Annotated in this window: 3 protein-coding genes; 2 read left to right on the top strand and 1 reads right to left on the bottom strand. The window is 63.5% G+C overall.

The annotated features are described in order from the left end of the window. Window positions 1-173: 173 nt before the first annotated feature. Complete coding sequence (locus E4O98_RS13660; protein ID WP_005789991.1) at window positions 174-725, bottom strand: RNA polymerase factor sigma-70; 552 nt, start codon at window positions 723-725, stop codon at window positions 174-176. Window positions 726-1,026: 301 nt separating this feature from the next. Between E4O98_RS13660 and E4O98_RS13655 the strand changes: the two genes are divergently transcribed. Together E4O98_RS13655 and E4O98_RS13650 are read left to right on the top strand one after the other, a co-directional pair. Continuing rightward, entirely contained in the window at window positions 1,027-1,779 is a 753-nt protein-coding gene (locus tag E4O98_RS13655; protein WP_005789988.1) for an alpha/beta fold hydrolase, read from the top strand. A gap of 51 nt (window positions 1,780-1,830) precedes the next feature. Beyond that, complete coding sequence (locus E4O98_RS13650) at window positions 1,831-14,727, top strand: non-ribosomal peptide synthetase (RefSeq protein WP_248135506.1); 12,897 nt, start codon at window positions 1,831-1,833, stop codon at window positions 14,725-14,727. Window positions 14,728-14,801: the final 74 nt, after the last annotated feature.

Below are 14,801 nucleotides of genomic sequence, written 5' to 3'. Positions count from 1 at the left end.
GCCAGCGTGGTTTGACGGGGCGCCTGAGATCAAAAGCAGATCAAGATCAAGATCACGAGCGGCTCGCTTCGCATTGTGGTTACGGTTGGTTGCGGCTACACGAGTTGTGTGGATACCCATGCTCATCGGTACCAGCATCACGCCTCTGCTCCCGCAGCATGGGCCCGCCGCGCTCAAACCCTGCGTGCAAACGTATCGCTGTGGCTGCCCGACACCTTGCGGCAATGCACCAGCGCATCGCGAATCATGAAGTTCACCAATGTCGGCGAAACCCCCAACTCCTTGGCGATATCCTTTTGCGGCACGCCATGCAGGCGGTACATCTCGAACGCATAGCGAGTGCGCTGGGGCAATTCCGTCAGGGCGTCGGCGATGTTTTCCAGGGTGTTGAAATTGATGTGCGACGTTTCCGGTGAAGCGCCGTGAATAACCACATTCAAGCCTTCCTCTTCGGTCCCGGAGTATTTGAGCTCCAGGGCCTGCTTGCGGTAATGATCGATCGCCAGGTTACGCACGATCTGGAACAGGTAACTCAGTTGGGCTTTGAACGATGAAGTGATCGTCGGCGCTGACTGCAATCGGAAGTAGGCGTCCTGTACCACGTCTTCGGCACGGGAGCGGCACCCGGTAATGCGTGCGGCGATCTTTACCAATATCAGTCGATTATCGACGAACGCCTGCAGAAGGGGTGAGTCGCACCTGCCTGTGGATACTTGTTCCGTCATGGAAATCACCTTGTCGCAAAAGAGGTTAGGGGAGGGCGTCCTTGCTGAGGCCTCCTACACATCGGGCAACAAATTATGCTGAATGATAATGATTGTCAAATGAGAAGGCGAACTAATCTTATGCCTTTGTGGAAGGTGTGAACTACGTCTCGCTCGCCGCCTGCGACTAATTATTTGTCGGGGCCGTCCGTTCTTCTGGGTGACAGGCTTGTTAACAAACGGCCAAGGATCAGCACCCGCAGGAGGAGCAGATGGGTTTTTATCGTGCATTGGGCATGTGTCGGTTTGGAGTGCTTGCGTGATGAATACGCCCACCCGGCTGCGTCTGTTTTGCCTGCCCCACTCAGGCGCCAGCGCCTCGGTCTATGCTCGCTGGCGCCGCGTCCTGCCGGATTGGTTGCAGGTATGCCCGCTGGAATTACCCGGGCGCGGCAGGCGCATGGACGAGCCGTTGCAGCGCGATATCAAGGCTCTGGCGGCGCAATTGGCTGAGGAAATCAGCCGTGATCTCGACGGTCCTTATGCCTTGTTCGGTCACAGCCTGGGTGGGCTGTTGGCGTTTGAGTTGGCCCATGCCTTGAGCGCGCGCAATGTGCCTGCGCCCCTGGCGTTATTTGCTTCAGGCACGGCTGGCCCGGCGCGGCGCGATGTCAGCGAATACGCTATCGAGAAGACCGATGCCCAACTCATCGCCCGCCTGCGCGAATTGCAGGGCACTGCCGAAGAAGCCCTGGCCAGCCCCGAGTTGATGCAGTTGATGTTGCCGATCCTGCGCGCCGACTTTCTGCTGTGCGGCAGTTTCATCTACGGCGAGCGCGAGCCGCTTGGCCTGCCAATCCATGTGTTTGGCGGCAAGCAGGACAGCGTACGCGCCGACCAGTTGCTCGACTGGCAACTCGACGCCGCCAGCGGTTTCTCCCTGGATATGTTCGACGGCCATCACTTCTTTCTCGTACAGCACGAAAGCGCCGTATTGCGCTGCCTGCGGCGCTATGCCGACGAGCACTTGGCGCGCTGGCGCATTGGCGCGGCACGGCAACTTGCCGCCGGCTGAACCTCACCGATTTCCCGAATTTCCCGTAAGCCGATTTCAGGCAGGAACCCCATGATGGACGCCTTCGAACTCCCCCGCACCCTGGCCCAGTCCCTTCAACGCCGCGCTGCGCAGACACCGGATCAGGTCGCGTTGCGCTTCCTCGCCGACAGCGCCGAGCACAGTGTGGTACTCAGCTACCGCGACCTGGACCAACGCGCCCGCACCATCGCCGCCGCCTTGCAAGCCAATGCCGGCCTGGGCGAACGGGCGGTGCTGCTGTTCCCCAGCGGCCCGGACTACGTCGCAGCGTTCTTTGGGTGCCTGTACGCCGGGGTGATCGCGGTGCCGGCGTATCCGCCGGAGTCCACGCGCCGCCATCATCAGGAGCGCCTGCTGTCGATCATCAGCGATGCCGAGCCGCGCCTGTTGTTGACGATTGCCAGCCTCAGCGAGGACCTGGCGCAGATTGAAAACGCGCCGCCGGTGCTGAGCGTGGACACCCTGGAGGCGCAGCTTGCCGAGCACTGGGTCGAGCCCCGGTTGCAGGCCGACGACATCGCCTTCCTGCAATACACCTCGGGCTCCACCGCCTTGCCCAAGGGCGTGCAAGTCAGCCATGGCAACCTGGTGGCCAACGAAGTGCTGATCCGTCGTGGCTTCGGTATCGACCTCAACCCCGATGATGTGATCGTCAGCTGGTTGCCGCTGTATCACGACATGGGCCTGATCGGTGGTTTGCTGCAACCGATTTTCAGCGGCGTGCCCTGTGTGTTGATGTCGCCGGCCTATTTTCTCGGCCGACCGTTGCGTTGGCTGCAAGCGATCAGCGAATACGGCGGCACCATCAGTGGCGGTCCGGATTTCGCCTACCGCCTGTGCAGCGAGCGGGTCAGCGAGTCGGCCCTCGAACGCCTGGATTTGAGCCGCTGGCGCGTGGCCTATTCCGGCTCCGAGCCGATTCGCCTCGATACCCTGGAGCGCTTCGCGGAAAAATTCGCCGTCTGCGGTTTCACGCCGAACAACTTCTTCGCCTCCTACGGTTTGGCCGAAGCGACCCTGTTTGTTGCCGGCGGCACCCGTGGTTGCGGGATTCCCGCGATGCACATGGACGAGCAAGCGCTGGCCGCCAACCGTGCCGAACCGGGCCAGGGCAGTGCGATCATGAGTTGCGGCACCAGCCAGCCGGACCACGCTGTGCTGATCGCCGACCCGCATACCCTCACCGAGCTTGCCGACAACTGTGTCGGCGAACTCTGGGCCACGGGGCCGAGTATCGCCCACGGTTACTGGCGCAACCCCGAAGCCAGCGCCAAGACCTTCGTTCAGCACGCCGGCCGCACCTGGTTGCGCACCGGTGACCTGGGTTTCATCCGCGACGGCGAGGTGTATATCACCGGTCGCCTCAAAGACCTGCTGATCGTGCGCGGCCACAACCTCTACCCCCAGGACATTGAACAGACCATCGAGCGTGAAGTGGAGGTGGTGCGCAAAGGTCGCGTCGCCGCCTTTGCCGTGAATGACCAGGGCCTGGAGGGCATCGGCATTGCTGCGGAAATCAGCCGCAGCGTGCAGAAAATCCTGCCGCCAGAAGCACTGATCAAAGCGATCCGCCAAGCGGTGGCCGAGTCCTGCCAGCAAGCCCCGAGCGTGGTGGTGCTGCTTAACCCCGGTGCGCTGCCGAAGACGTCCAGCGGTAAGGTACAGCGCGCAGCCTGTGCGATTCGCCACGCCGATGGCAGCCTCGATAGCTATGCGCAATTCCCCGGAGTACAAGAGGCTGCGAGCGGGGCGGCGCTGGCGTCTGATGTGCAACAACAGATCGCGGCGATCTGGTGCGAGCAACTGCAACTGCCCAGCGTGGCCGCCGATGACCATTTCTTCCTGCTGGGTGGCAACTCCATCAGCGCCACCCAAGTGGTCGCCCGCCTGCGTGAAACCCTGGGCCTGGAACTGAACCTGCGCCTGCTGTTCGAAGCACCGACGCTGTCTGCCTTTGCGGCGGGCGTGGCGCAATTGCAACAGGACGGCGGCGTTGCCCAGGGCGTGATTCACGCGTTGTCGCGCCAGGAAGAGCTGCCCCAGTCGCTGGCACAGAACCGCCTGTGGATCACCTGGCAGTTGGACCCGCACAGCAGCGCCTACACCATTCCCGGCGCCTTGCACCTGCGTGGCGAGCTGGATGAAGAGGCGTTGCGCGCAAGCTTCCAGCAACTGATCCAACGCCACGAAGCCCTGCGTACGCGTTTTTACGAGCGCGAGGGTCAGGGCTTTCAGCGTGTCGAGGCCGCGACGGATTTTGCGCTGCAAGTCATCGACCTCAGTGACTTGCCCGCTGCCGAGCGCCAAGCGCGTGCGCAGCAGATTCGCGAAGATGAAGCGCGTACCCAGTTCGACCTGGAGAAAGGCCCGCTGCTGTGGGTTACCCTGGTGCGCCTGGACGATGAAGACCACCAACTGCTGGTGACGCTGCACCACATCATCGCCGACGGCTGGTCGCTGAATATCCTGATCGACGAGTTCTCGCGCCTGTACGCCGCTGCCGTCCAGGGCCAGCCCCTTGAGCTGCTGCCGCTGGCCCTGCACTACGCCGACTACGGCAGCTGGCAGCGCCAATGGCTGGCCGAAGGCGAAGGCTCGCGCCAGTTGGCGTACTGGACGGCGCAGTTGGGTGAGGAGCATCCGGCCTTGAACCTGGCCACCGATCATCCGCGTTCGGCCCAGCATCGGCACAGCGCCTCGCGCCACAGTCTGCGTCTGGATACACGCCTCAGCGCCGCGATTCGCCAAACCGCTCAGGCTCATGAGTCGACCCCGTTCATGCTGTTGCTGGCGGCGTTCCAGACCTTGCTTCATCGCTACAGCGGCCAGCGCGATATTCGCATCGGCGTGCCCAATGCCAACCGCCCGCGCCAGGAAACCCAGGGCCTGATCGGTTTCTTTATCAACACCCTGGTACTGCGTGCCGAGCTGGACGGGCGCCTGCCGTTCGACCAACTGCTGGCCGCCACCCGCCACAGTGCGTTGGGGGCCCAGGCCCATCAGGACTTGCCCTTCGAACAATTGCTGGAAGCCTTCCCCCAGGCCCGTGAACAGGGCCTGTTCCAGGTGATGTTCAACCACCAGCAACGTGACCTGAGTGCCTTGCGCCGCTTGCCGGGGCTGTTGGCTGATGAACTGCCATGGCACAGCCGCGAAGCCAAGTTCGACCTGCAACTGCATAGCGAGGAAGATCACAACGGGCGCTTCAGCCTGTCGTTCGACTACGCCGATGAGCTGTTCGAAAGCGCGACTATCCAGCGCCTGGCCGAGCACTACGTCAGCGTGTTGCAAGCGGTCTGCGAGCAACCGCAACAGGCCATCGGCGACCTGCCGTTGATGTCGCCCGGCCAGCAGCAACCCTGGGGCGAAGCGCCCTGCGAGCCGGCCCGGCAGTGGTTGCCTGAGTTGCTCAGCCAACAGAATTCGGACGCCACTGCGCTGGTCTGGCAGCACGGCAGCCTGACCAGCGCCCAACTGCATACCCAGGCCAACCGCCTGGCTCACTACCTGCGCGACAAAGGCGTCGGCCCGGACGTGTGTGTGGCCATCGCCGCCGAGCGTTCGCCGCAACTGCTGATCGGCCTGCTGGCCATCATCAAGGCCGGTGGCGCCTACGTGCCGCTCGATCCGGATTACCCTGCCGAGCGCCTGGCCTACATGCTCAAGGACAGTGGCGTACACCTGCTGCTGACCCAAACCGCGTTGCTGGAGCAGTTGCCGACTGCCGAAGGCGTGTGCGTGATCGCCATGGACAGCCTGCACCTCGACAGCTGGCCAACCCAGGCACCGGGCTTGCACCTGCATGGCGACAACCTTGCCTACGTGATTTATACCTCCGGTTCCACCGGCCAACCCAAGGGCGTGGGCAACACCCATGGCGCGCTGGCAGAACGTTTGCAGTGGATGCAGGCCACCTATCAATTGAATGAAACCGATGTACTGATGCAAAAGGCGCCGATCAGTTTCGACGTGTCGGTGTGGGAGTGTTTCTGGCCGCTGATCACCGGTTGCCGCCTGGTGCTCGCGGGGCCGGGTGAACACCGCGACCCGCACCGCATCGCGCAGTTGGTGCAGGAACATGGCGTGACCACGCTGCACTTTGTGCCACCGTTGTTACAGCTGTTTATCGATGAACCGCTGGCAGCCGAATGCACCAGCCTGCGCCGTATGTTCTCCGGCGGCGAAGCCTTGCCCGCCGAGTTGCGCAACCGCGTGTTGGCGCAGTTGCCGGCAGTGCAGTTGCACAACCGTTATGGCCCGACCGAAACCGCAATCAACGTCACCCATTGGCATTGCTCCGCCACTGATGGTGAGCGCTCGCCGATTGGTCGGCCGTTGGGCAATGTGATCTGCCACGTGCTCGACGAGCAGCTTAACCCGCTGCCGGCCGGGGTGCCGGGCGAGTTGTGCATCGGCGGCATCGGCCTGGCGCGTGGTTATCTTGGTCGTGCCGGGCTGACGGCCGAACGCTTTGTTGCGGACCCCTTGGGTGCGGCGGGCGCACGCCTGTATCGCACCGGTGACCGGGCGCGCTGGAGTGCCGATGGCGTGCTTGAATACCTCGGGCGCCTGGACCAGCAGGTCAAACTGCGTGGGTTCCGGGTGGAACCGGAAGAAATCGAAGCACGCCTGCTGGCCCAGGACGGTATCGCCCAAGCCGTGGTGCTGGTGCGCGACGCGCAGTTGATCGGCTATTACACCGCCCACACCGAACTGGATGAGCAACAGGTCAAAACCGCCCTGGCCGCCCAATTGCCGGAATACATGGTGCCCGCGCTGCTGATGCGCCTGGACGCCATGCCGCTGAGCCCCAGCGGCAAGCTCGACCGGCGCGCCTTGCCCGAGCCGGTCTGGCAAACCCGCGAACACGTCGAACCGCACACGCCTTTGCAGCTGCAAATCGCCGCGATCTGGCGCGAGGTCTTGGGCCTGCCGCGCATTGGCCTGCGCGATGACTTCTTCGCCTTGGGCGGGCACTCGTTGCTGGCCACGCAAATCATCTCGCGCACCCGCCAGGCGTGTGACGTAGAGCTGCCGTTGCGCACCCTGTTCGAAGCCAGTGAATTGGGTGCCTTCGCCGAGCAGGTCGGGCTGATCCAGGCGGCGGGGCAGCGCAACCAACAAAGCGCAATCGCCAAGGTCGACCGCAGCGCGCCCGTGCCGTTGTCCTATTCCCAGCAGCGCATGTGGTTCCTCTGGCAGATGGAACCGGACAGCCCGGCCTACAACGTCGGCGGCATGGCGCGCCTGCGCGGCGTGCTGGATGTGCAACGTTTCGAGGCGGCGTTGCAGGCATTGATCATGCGTCACGAAACCCTGCGTACCACCTTCCCGAGCGTTGACGGCGTGGCGTGCCAGAACGTCGCACCGCAGACCGGCGTGCGCATGGACTGGCAGGACTTCTCAGCGCTGAGCGAAACCGAACGCCAGCTGGGTTTGCAGCAACTGGCGGATCAAGAAGCGCATACGCCGTTCAACCTGGAAACCGGGCCGCTGCTGCGGGCCTGCCTGGTCAAGGCCGGCGAGCAGGAACACTACCTGGTGCTGACCCTGCACCATATCGTCACCGAAGGCTGGGCCATGGACATCTTTGCCCGTGAACTCAGCGCCTTGTACGAAGCTTTTATCGACGAACGCGATTCGCCGCTGGTGCCGCTGCCGGTGCAGTACCTCGACTACAGCGTGTGGCAGCGCCAGTGGCTGGAGTCCGGCGAGCGCCAACGCCAGCTGGATTACTGGACCGCGCAACTGGGCACTGAACATCCTCTGCTGGAACTGCCCGGTGATCGCCCACGGCCTGCGGTACAAAGCCACCAGGGCGAGCTGTACCGCTTTGACCTGAGCGATGAGTTGGCGGCCCGCGTGCGCGCCTTCAATGCCGAGCGCGGCCTCACGCTGTTCATGACCATGACCGCCACCCTGGCCGTGTTGCTCTACCGCTACAGCGGCCAGACCGACCTGCGCATCGGCGCGCCGGTCGCCAACCGCATTCGTCCGGAAAGCGAAGGGCTGATCGGCGCGTTCCTCAACACCCAGGTGCTGCGTTGCCAGCTCGATGGGCAGATGAGTGTCGCCCAGCTGTTCGAGCAAGTCCGTCATACGGTGATCGAGGGCCAGTCTCACCAGGACCTGCCGTTCGATCATCTGGTGGAAGCCCTGCAACCGGCGCGAAGTGCCGCGTATAACCCACTGTTCCAGGTGATGTGCAACGTGCAGCGCTGGGAGTTCCAGCAGAGCCGCCAACTGGCGGGCATGACCGTCGAGTACCTGGCCAACGATGCGCGGGCGACCAAGTTCGACCTTAACCTGGAAGTCACCGACCTCGACCATCGCCTGGGTTGCTGCCTGACCTACAGCACCGACCTGTTTGATGAACCGCGCATTGCGCGCATGGCCGAACATTGGCGCAACCTGTTGCACGCCTTGATCGCCAACCCGCAGCAGCGTCTCAGCGAATTGCCGTTGCTGAGCGCAGATGAACAGCGCGCATTGAAGGACAGCCTCGGGGTTGAGAAGGGCGAGCATCGCCTCGACCAATGCATCCATCAGCTGTTCAGCCATCAAGCCAGCCAGCGTGCCGATGCCCCAGCGCTGACCTTTGCCGGTGTGACGCTCACTTATGCTGAGCTGGACGCCCGCGCCAACCGCCTGGCCTGGATGCTGCGCGAGCGCGGGGTGGGCCCGCAGGTACGGGTCGGCCTGGCACTGCCGCGCTCGCTGGAAATGGTCATCGGCCTGCTGGCGATCCTCAAGGCCGGTGGCGCCTATGTGCCGCTGGACCCGGAATACCCGTTGGACCGCCTGCATTACATGATCGAGGACAGCGACATCGGCCTGCTGCTCAGCGATGCGGCGATGTTCGAAGCCCTCGGCGAATTACCGACGACCGTGGCGTGCTGGTGCCTGGAAGACGACCTGCCGGTGCTGGAGAATTACCCTGCCGATGCGCTGCCGTTTGTGAGCCTGGCGCAACACCAGGCGTACCTGATCTATACCTCCGGCTCCACTGGCAAGCCCAAGGGCGTGGTGGTGTCCCACGGTGAAATCGCCATGCATTGTCAGGCGGTGATCGAACGGTTCGGTATGCGTCCGGATGACTGCGAGCTGCACTTTTATTCGATCAACTTCGACGCCGCCACCGAGCGTTTGCTGGTGCCGCTGCTCAGCGGTGCCCACGTGGTATTGCGCGCCCAGGGCCAGTGGGATGCCGAAGAAATCTGCGCGCTGATTCGTACCCATCGCATCAATGTCCTTGGCTTTACCCCCAGCTATGGCAGCCAGTTGGCGCAGTGGCTGGCGACCCGGCAGCAGACCTTGCCGGTGCGCATGTGCATCACCGGTGGCGAAGCCTTGACCGGCGAGCACCTGCAACGTATTCGTGCGGCGTTCATGCCTGAGGTGTTCTTCAACGCCTATGGCCCCACCGAAACCGTGGTGATGCCGCTGGCCAGCCTGGCGCCGCAGCAGTTGGAGGAGGGCGCCGGCAGCGTGCCGATTGGCAGCATCATCGGTGAGCGCGTGGCCTACATTCTCGACGCCGACCTGGCGCTGGTGCCCCAAGGCGCCAGTGGTGAGTTGTATATCGGCGGTGCCGGCCTGGCCCAGGGCTACCACCGCCGGCCAGGGATGACGGCGGAGCGGTTTGTCGCTGATCCGTTTGCCGCCAAGGGCGGGCGCCTGTACCGCACCGGCGACCTGGTGCGTCAACGCGCCGATGGCCTGGTGGAATACCTGGGGCGTATCGACCACCAGGTGAAGATTCGCGGTTTCCGTATCGAGTTGGGCGAGATTGAAACGCGCTTGCTCGAACATGCCGCCGTGCGCGAAGCGGTAGTGCTGGCCCTGGATGCACCGAGCGGCAAGCAACTGGTGGCGTACCTGGTCAGCGATGCCGAGCCTGTCGCCTTGCGCGAGGCGCTGAAGGCGCACCTCAAGGCGCAACTGCCGGACTACATGGTGCCTGCGCATTTGATCGTGCTGGACAGTATGCCGCTGACCGCCAACGGCAAGCTCGACCGCCGCGCCTTGCCTGAGCCGGACCCTGAGGCCAATCGCCAACACTACGTAGCGCCACGCAATGCGCTGGAACACAGCCTGGCCGCCATCTGGTGCGCGGTGTTGAATGTGCAGCAAGTCGGCCTCGACGATAACTTCTTTGAGCTGGGCGGTGACTCGATCCTGTCGATCCAGGTGGTCAGCCGGGCGCGCCAGGCCGGGATCCATTTCAGCCCTCGTGACCTGTTCCAGCACCAGACCGTGCAAACCCTGGCCGCTGTCGCCACCCGTTCGCAGCAGGTCACCGCTGAGCAAGGTGTATTGACCGGCAGCTCTGGGCTTACGCCGATCCAGCATTGGTTCTTCGACACCGATATTACGGCGCGCCAGCACTGGAACCAGGCGCTGGTGCTCAAGCCATTGCAACTGCTCGACCCCCATCGCCTGGAGCAAGCGTTGCTGGCGGTGCTGGAACATCACGACGCGCTGCGCCTGAGCTTCACCCGGCGCGACGCGCAGTGGCATGCCGAACACCTGGCCGTGCCGGAAGGCGGCGTGCTGATGCAGGCGCAGGTGCGCGACATGGAGCAATGCACCGCGCTGTTCACCGATACCCAGCGCAGCCTCGACCTTGAGCACGGGCCGCTGTTGCGTGCGTTGCTGGTGGAAGGGCCGCAGGGCCAGCAGCGCTTGCTGATCGCGATCCATCACCTGGTGGTCGATGGCGTGTCGTGGCGTGTATTGCTGGAGGATCTGCAAAACGTTTATCGCCAACTCAGTGACGGCCAGTCTGTCAGCCTGCCGGCCAAGACCAGCGCGTTGCGCGATTGGGCCGCGCGTTTGCAGGCGTACGCCGGCAGCGAATCCCTGCGCGAAGAGTTAAGCCTGTGGCAGGACCAGTTGGCCGGCCCGGCCGTGACACTGCCGGTGGCACGCGCGCAAGGCAGCTTGCGCAATCGTGACGCCGAGACGGTCAGCGTGCGCCTGGACGCAGAGACCACGCGCCAACTGTTGCAGCAAGCGCCGAGCGCCTACCGCACCCAGGTCAACGACTTGTTGTTGACGGCCCTGGCCCGCGTGCTGTGCCGCTGGAGCGGCCACGACTCGGCTTTGATTCAGCTGGAAGGCCACGGCCGCGAACCGTTGTTCGATGAGATCGACCTGACGCGCAGCGTCGGTTGGTTCACCAGCGCCTACCCGTTGCGTCTGACCCCGCTGGCCGAGCAGGGCGCCTCGATCAAGGCGATCAAGGAGCAACTGCGCGGCGTGCCGCACAAGGGCTTGGGCTACGGCGTGCTGCGCTACCTGGCGGACGACCTGTGCAAACGCAGCATGGCGGCATTGCCAGGCGCCGACATCACCTTCAACTACCTCGGTCAGTTCGACCAGAGCTTTGGCGCCGAGGCGCTGTTCCACCCGCTGGATGAGTCCGCCGGCCTGGCCCATGATCCGGACGCACCGCTGCCCAATGAGCTGAGTGTCGACAGCCAGGTCTACGGCGGTGAGCTGGTGCTGCGCTGGACCTTCAGCCGTGAGCGCCACGATGCGCACACCATCCGCAATCTGGCCGACGCCTACCTGGCCGAACTGCGCAGCCTGATCGCCCATTGCCTGCAGGACGATGCCGGAGGCCTCACACCGTCCGATTTCCCCTTGGCGCACCTGACCCAGGCGCAACTGGATGCCTTGCCGGTTCCGGCCAGCGCCATCGAAGACGTCTATCCGCTCACCCCGATGCAAGAGGGCCTGTTGCTGCATACCTTGCTGGAACCGGGCACCGGCCTGTATTACATGCAGGACCGTTACCGCATCAACAGCGCCCTGGACCCCGAGCGTTTCGCCCAGGCCTGGCAAGCGGTGATCGCCCGCCATGAAGCCTTGCGCGCCTCGTTCTGCTGGAACGTCGGCGAAGACATGCTGCAAGTGATCCACAAGCCCGGCAGCACGCCGATTGAATACCTGGACTGGAGCGCCGACCCGCAGGATGAGCAGGAACCGCGCCTGCAAGCGTTGCTCAAGGCCGAGCGTGAAGCAGGATTCGATCTGCTCAACCAGGCCCCGTTCCACTTGCGCCTGATCCGCGTGGGGGAGGCACGTTACTGGTTCATGATGAGCAACCACCACATCCTCATCGATGCATGGTGCCGTTCGCTGTTGATGAATGATTTCTTCGATATCTACATGGCCCTGGGCGAGGGTCGCGACGCGCAACTGGCGACGCCGCCGCGCTACCGCGACTACATCGCCTGGCTGCAACGCCAGAACCTCAATGAAGCGCGCCAGTGGTGGCAACAAAACCTGCAAGGCTTCGAACGCACCACGCCGATCCCGAGCGATCGCCCGTTCCTGCGCGAACATGCCGGCGGCAGCGGCGGCATGGTGGTGGGCGACTGCTATACCCGCCTCGATGCCCGTGACGGTGCGCAACTGCGTGAACTGGCGCAGGCGCACCAGCTCACCGTCAACACCTTTGCCCAGGCGGCATGGGCATTGGTGCTGCGTCGCTTGAGTGGCGATCGCGATGTGTTGTTCGGTGTCACGGTGGCCGGGCGCCCGGTAGAGATGCCTGAGATGCAACGTACCGTCGGCCTGTTTATCAACAGCATCGCACTGCGGGTGAAACTGCCCGAGGACGGCCAGCCTTGCAGCGTGCGCCAGTGGTTGAGCGCCTTGCTCGACAGCAATATGCAGCTGCGCGAGTACGAATACCTGCCGCTGGTGACCATCCAGGAGCACAGCGAATTGCCCAAGGGCCAGCCGTTGTTCGACAGCCTGTTTGTGTTCGAAAACGCCCCGGTGGAAGTCTCGGTGCTGGACCGTGCGCAAAGCCTGAATGCCACGTCCGATTCCGGGCGCACCCACACCAACTTCCCGCTGACTGCCGTGTGTTATCCAGGGGATGACCTTGGTTTGCACCTGTCCTACGATCAGCGCTACTTCGACGAAAGCACCGTGCAAGGCATGCTCAGTGAGTTCAAGCGCCTGCTGCTGGCGCTGGTGCAAGGCTTCCATGGCGACATGGCTGATTTGCCGCTGATTGGCGAGCAGGAACGTGAATTCCTGGTGGAAGGCTGTAACCAGAGCGCACATGCCTACCCGCTGGAGCGCAGCTACATCGAGTTGTTCGAGCAACAGGTGGCGCAACATCCGCAGCGTATCGCCGCCAGTTGCCTCGACCAGCAATGGAGCTATGACGAGCTGAACCGCCGCAGCAATGGCCTGGGCCACGCGCTGATTGCGGCGGGTGTGGGCCTGGACCAACCGGTGGCGTTGCTGGCTGAACGTGGGTTGGACCTGCTGGGCATGATCATCGGCAGTTTCAAGGCCGGTGCCGGCTACCTGCCGCTGGATCCGGGGCTGCCGGGTCCGCGCCTGAGCCGCATCATCGACCTGAGCCGCACGCCCTTGCTGGTGTGCACCGAGGCGTGCCGGGAACAGGCCATCGAACTGCTCGAAGGGGTCGATTGCCAACTGCTGGTGTGGGAGGAAATCCCTGCCCGTGGCGAAAACCCAGGCTTCTATAGCGGCCCGGACAACCTCGCCTACGTGATCTATACCTCGGGCTCCACCGGCTTGCCCAAGGGCGTGATGGTTGAACAGCGCGGGATGCTCAACAACCAGTTGAGCAAGGTGCCGTATCTGGGTCTGAGCGACGCGGATGTGATCGCCCAGACCGCTTCGCAAAGCTTTGATATTTCCGTCTGGCAGTTCCTCGCCGCGCCGCTGTTTGGTGCGCGGGTAGATATTGTGCCGAACACCATTGCTCATGATCCGCAGGGGTTGCTGGCGCACGTTCAAGCACAGGGCATCACTGTGCTGGAGAGTGTGCCGTCGCTGATCCAGGGCATGTTGGCCCAGGAGCGTATCGGCCTGGATGGTTTGCGCTGGATGTTGCCGACGGGTGAGGCAATGCCTCCGGAACTGGCGCACCAGTGGTTACTGCGCTATCCGCAGATTGGTCTGGTTAACGCTTATGGCCCGGCGGAGTGCTCGGATGATGTGGCGTTCTTCCGCGTCGACCTGGCCTCGACCCGTGGCACTTACCTGCCGATTGGTACGCCGACCGACAACAACCGTTTGTACCTGCTCGATGGCGCCTTGGAGTTGGTGCCACAAGGAGCTGTCGGCGAATTGTGCGTCGCCGGCACCGGTGTCGGTCGCGGCTACGTCAGCGATCCGCTGCGCACCGCCCAGGTGTTTGTACCCAACCCCTTTGGCGCGCCCGGCGAGCGCCTCTACCGTACCGGCGACCTGGCGCGGCGTCGCAGCGATGGTGTGCTGGAGTATGTCGGTCGTATTGACCACCAGGTGAAGATTCGCGGCTACCGCATCGAACTCGGTGAAATCGAAGCGCGCCTGCACGAGCAACCGCAGGTGCGCGACGCGGCGGTGGGTGTGCAAAAGGGCGTCAATGGCAAACATCTGGTTGGCTACCTGGTGGCTGCCGACGCCACGCTGGACCCGAGCGAACACTTGGAGCGCATCAAGCAACGCCTGCGTGCCGAACTGCCCGAATACATGGTGCCGCTGCATTGGCTATGGCTTGATCGCCTGCCCCTGAATGCCAACGGCAAACTCGACCGCAAGGCCCTGCCGGCCCTGGAGATCGGCCAGTTGCACAGCCAGGACTATGTGGCGCCGCGCACTGAACTGGAAGCCACGTTGACGGCTATCTGGGCCGAAGTGCTGAAAGTCGAGCGGGTAGGGGTGCAGGACAATTTCTTCGAACTGGGTGGGCACTCGCTGCTGGCTACGCAGATCGCTTCGCGGGTGCAGAAAACGTTGCAGCGCGATGTGCCGCTGCGGGCGATGTTCGAGTGCAGCACGGTGGCGGAGTTGGCCGCGTATATCCACGGGTTGGCCGCCAATGAAATCAGTGCCGAGAAGGTGGATCGGTTGAGTGATTTGATGGCGGAGTTGGAGGGGCTCTAAGGCGCAAAGGGCGCTGTCCGTTGGTCGGGCAGCGCCGTTTTTTTAGCGCGAACTGTCAATTCTGACAGTAGGCG

It is taken from the genome of Pseudomonas sp. W2Jun17 (assembly GCF_023127795.1).
Taxonomy (GTDB): domain Bacteria; phylum Pseudomonadota; class Gammaproteobacteria; order Pseudomonadales; family Pseudomonadaceae; genus Aquipseudomonas; species Aquipseudomonas synxantha_A.
This window is presented reverse-complemented; position numbering and strand designations above follow the sequence as displayed.

What these genes read in the sequence shown, in the direction of transcription:
- E4O98_RS13660 (WP_005789991.1), bottom strand. Translation starts at nt 725, where the DNA reads ATGACGGAACAAGTATCCACAGGCAGGTGCGACTCACCCCTTCTGCAG.
- E4O98_RS13655 (WP_005789988.1), top strand. Translation starts at nt 1,027, where the DNA reads ATGAATACGCCCACCCGGCTGCGTCTGTTTTGCCTGCCCCACTCAGGC.
- E4O98_RS13650 (WP_248135506.1), top strand. Translation starts at nt 1,831, where the DNA reads ATGATGGACGCCTTCGAACTCCCCCGCACCCTGGCCCAGTCCCTTCAA.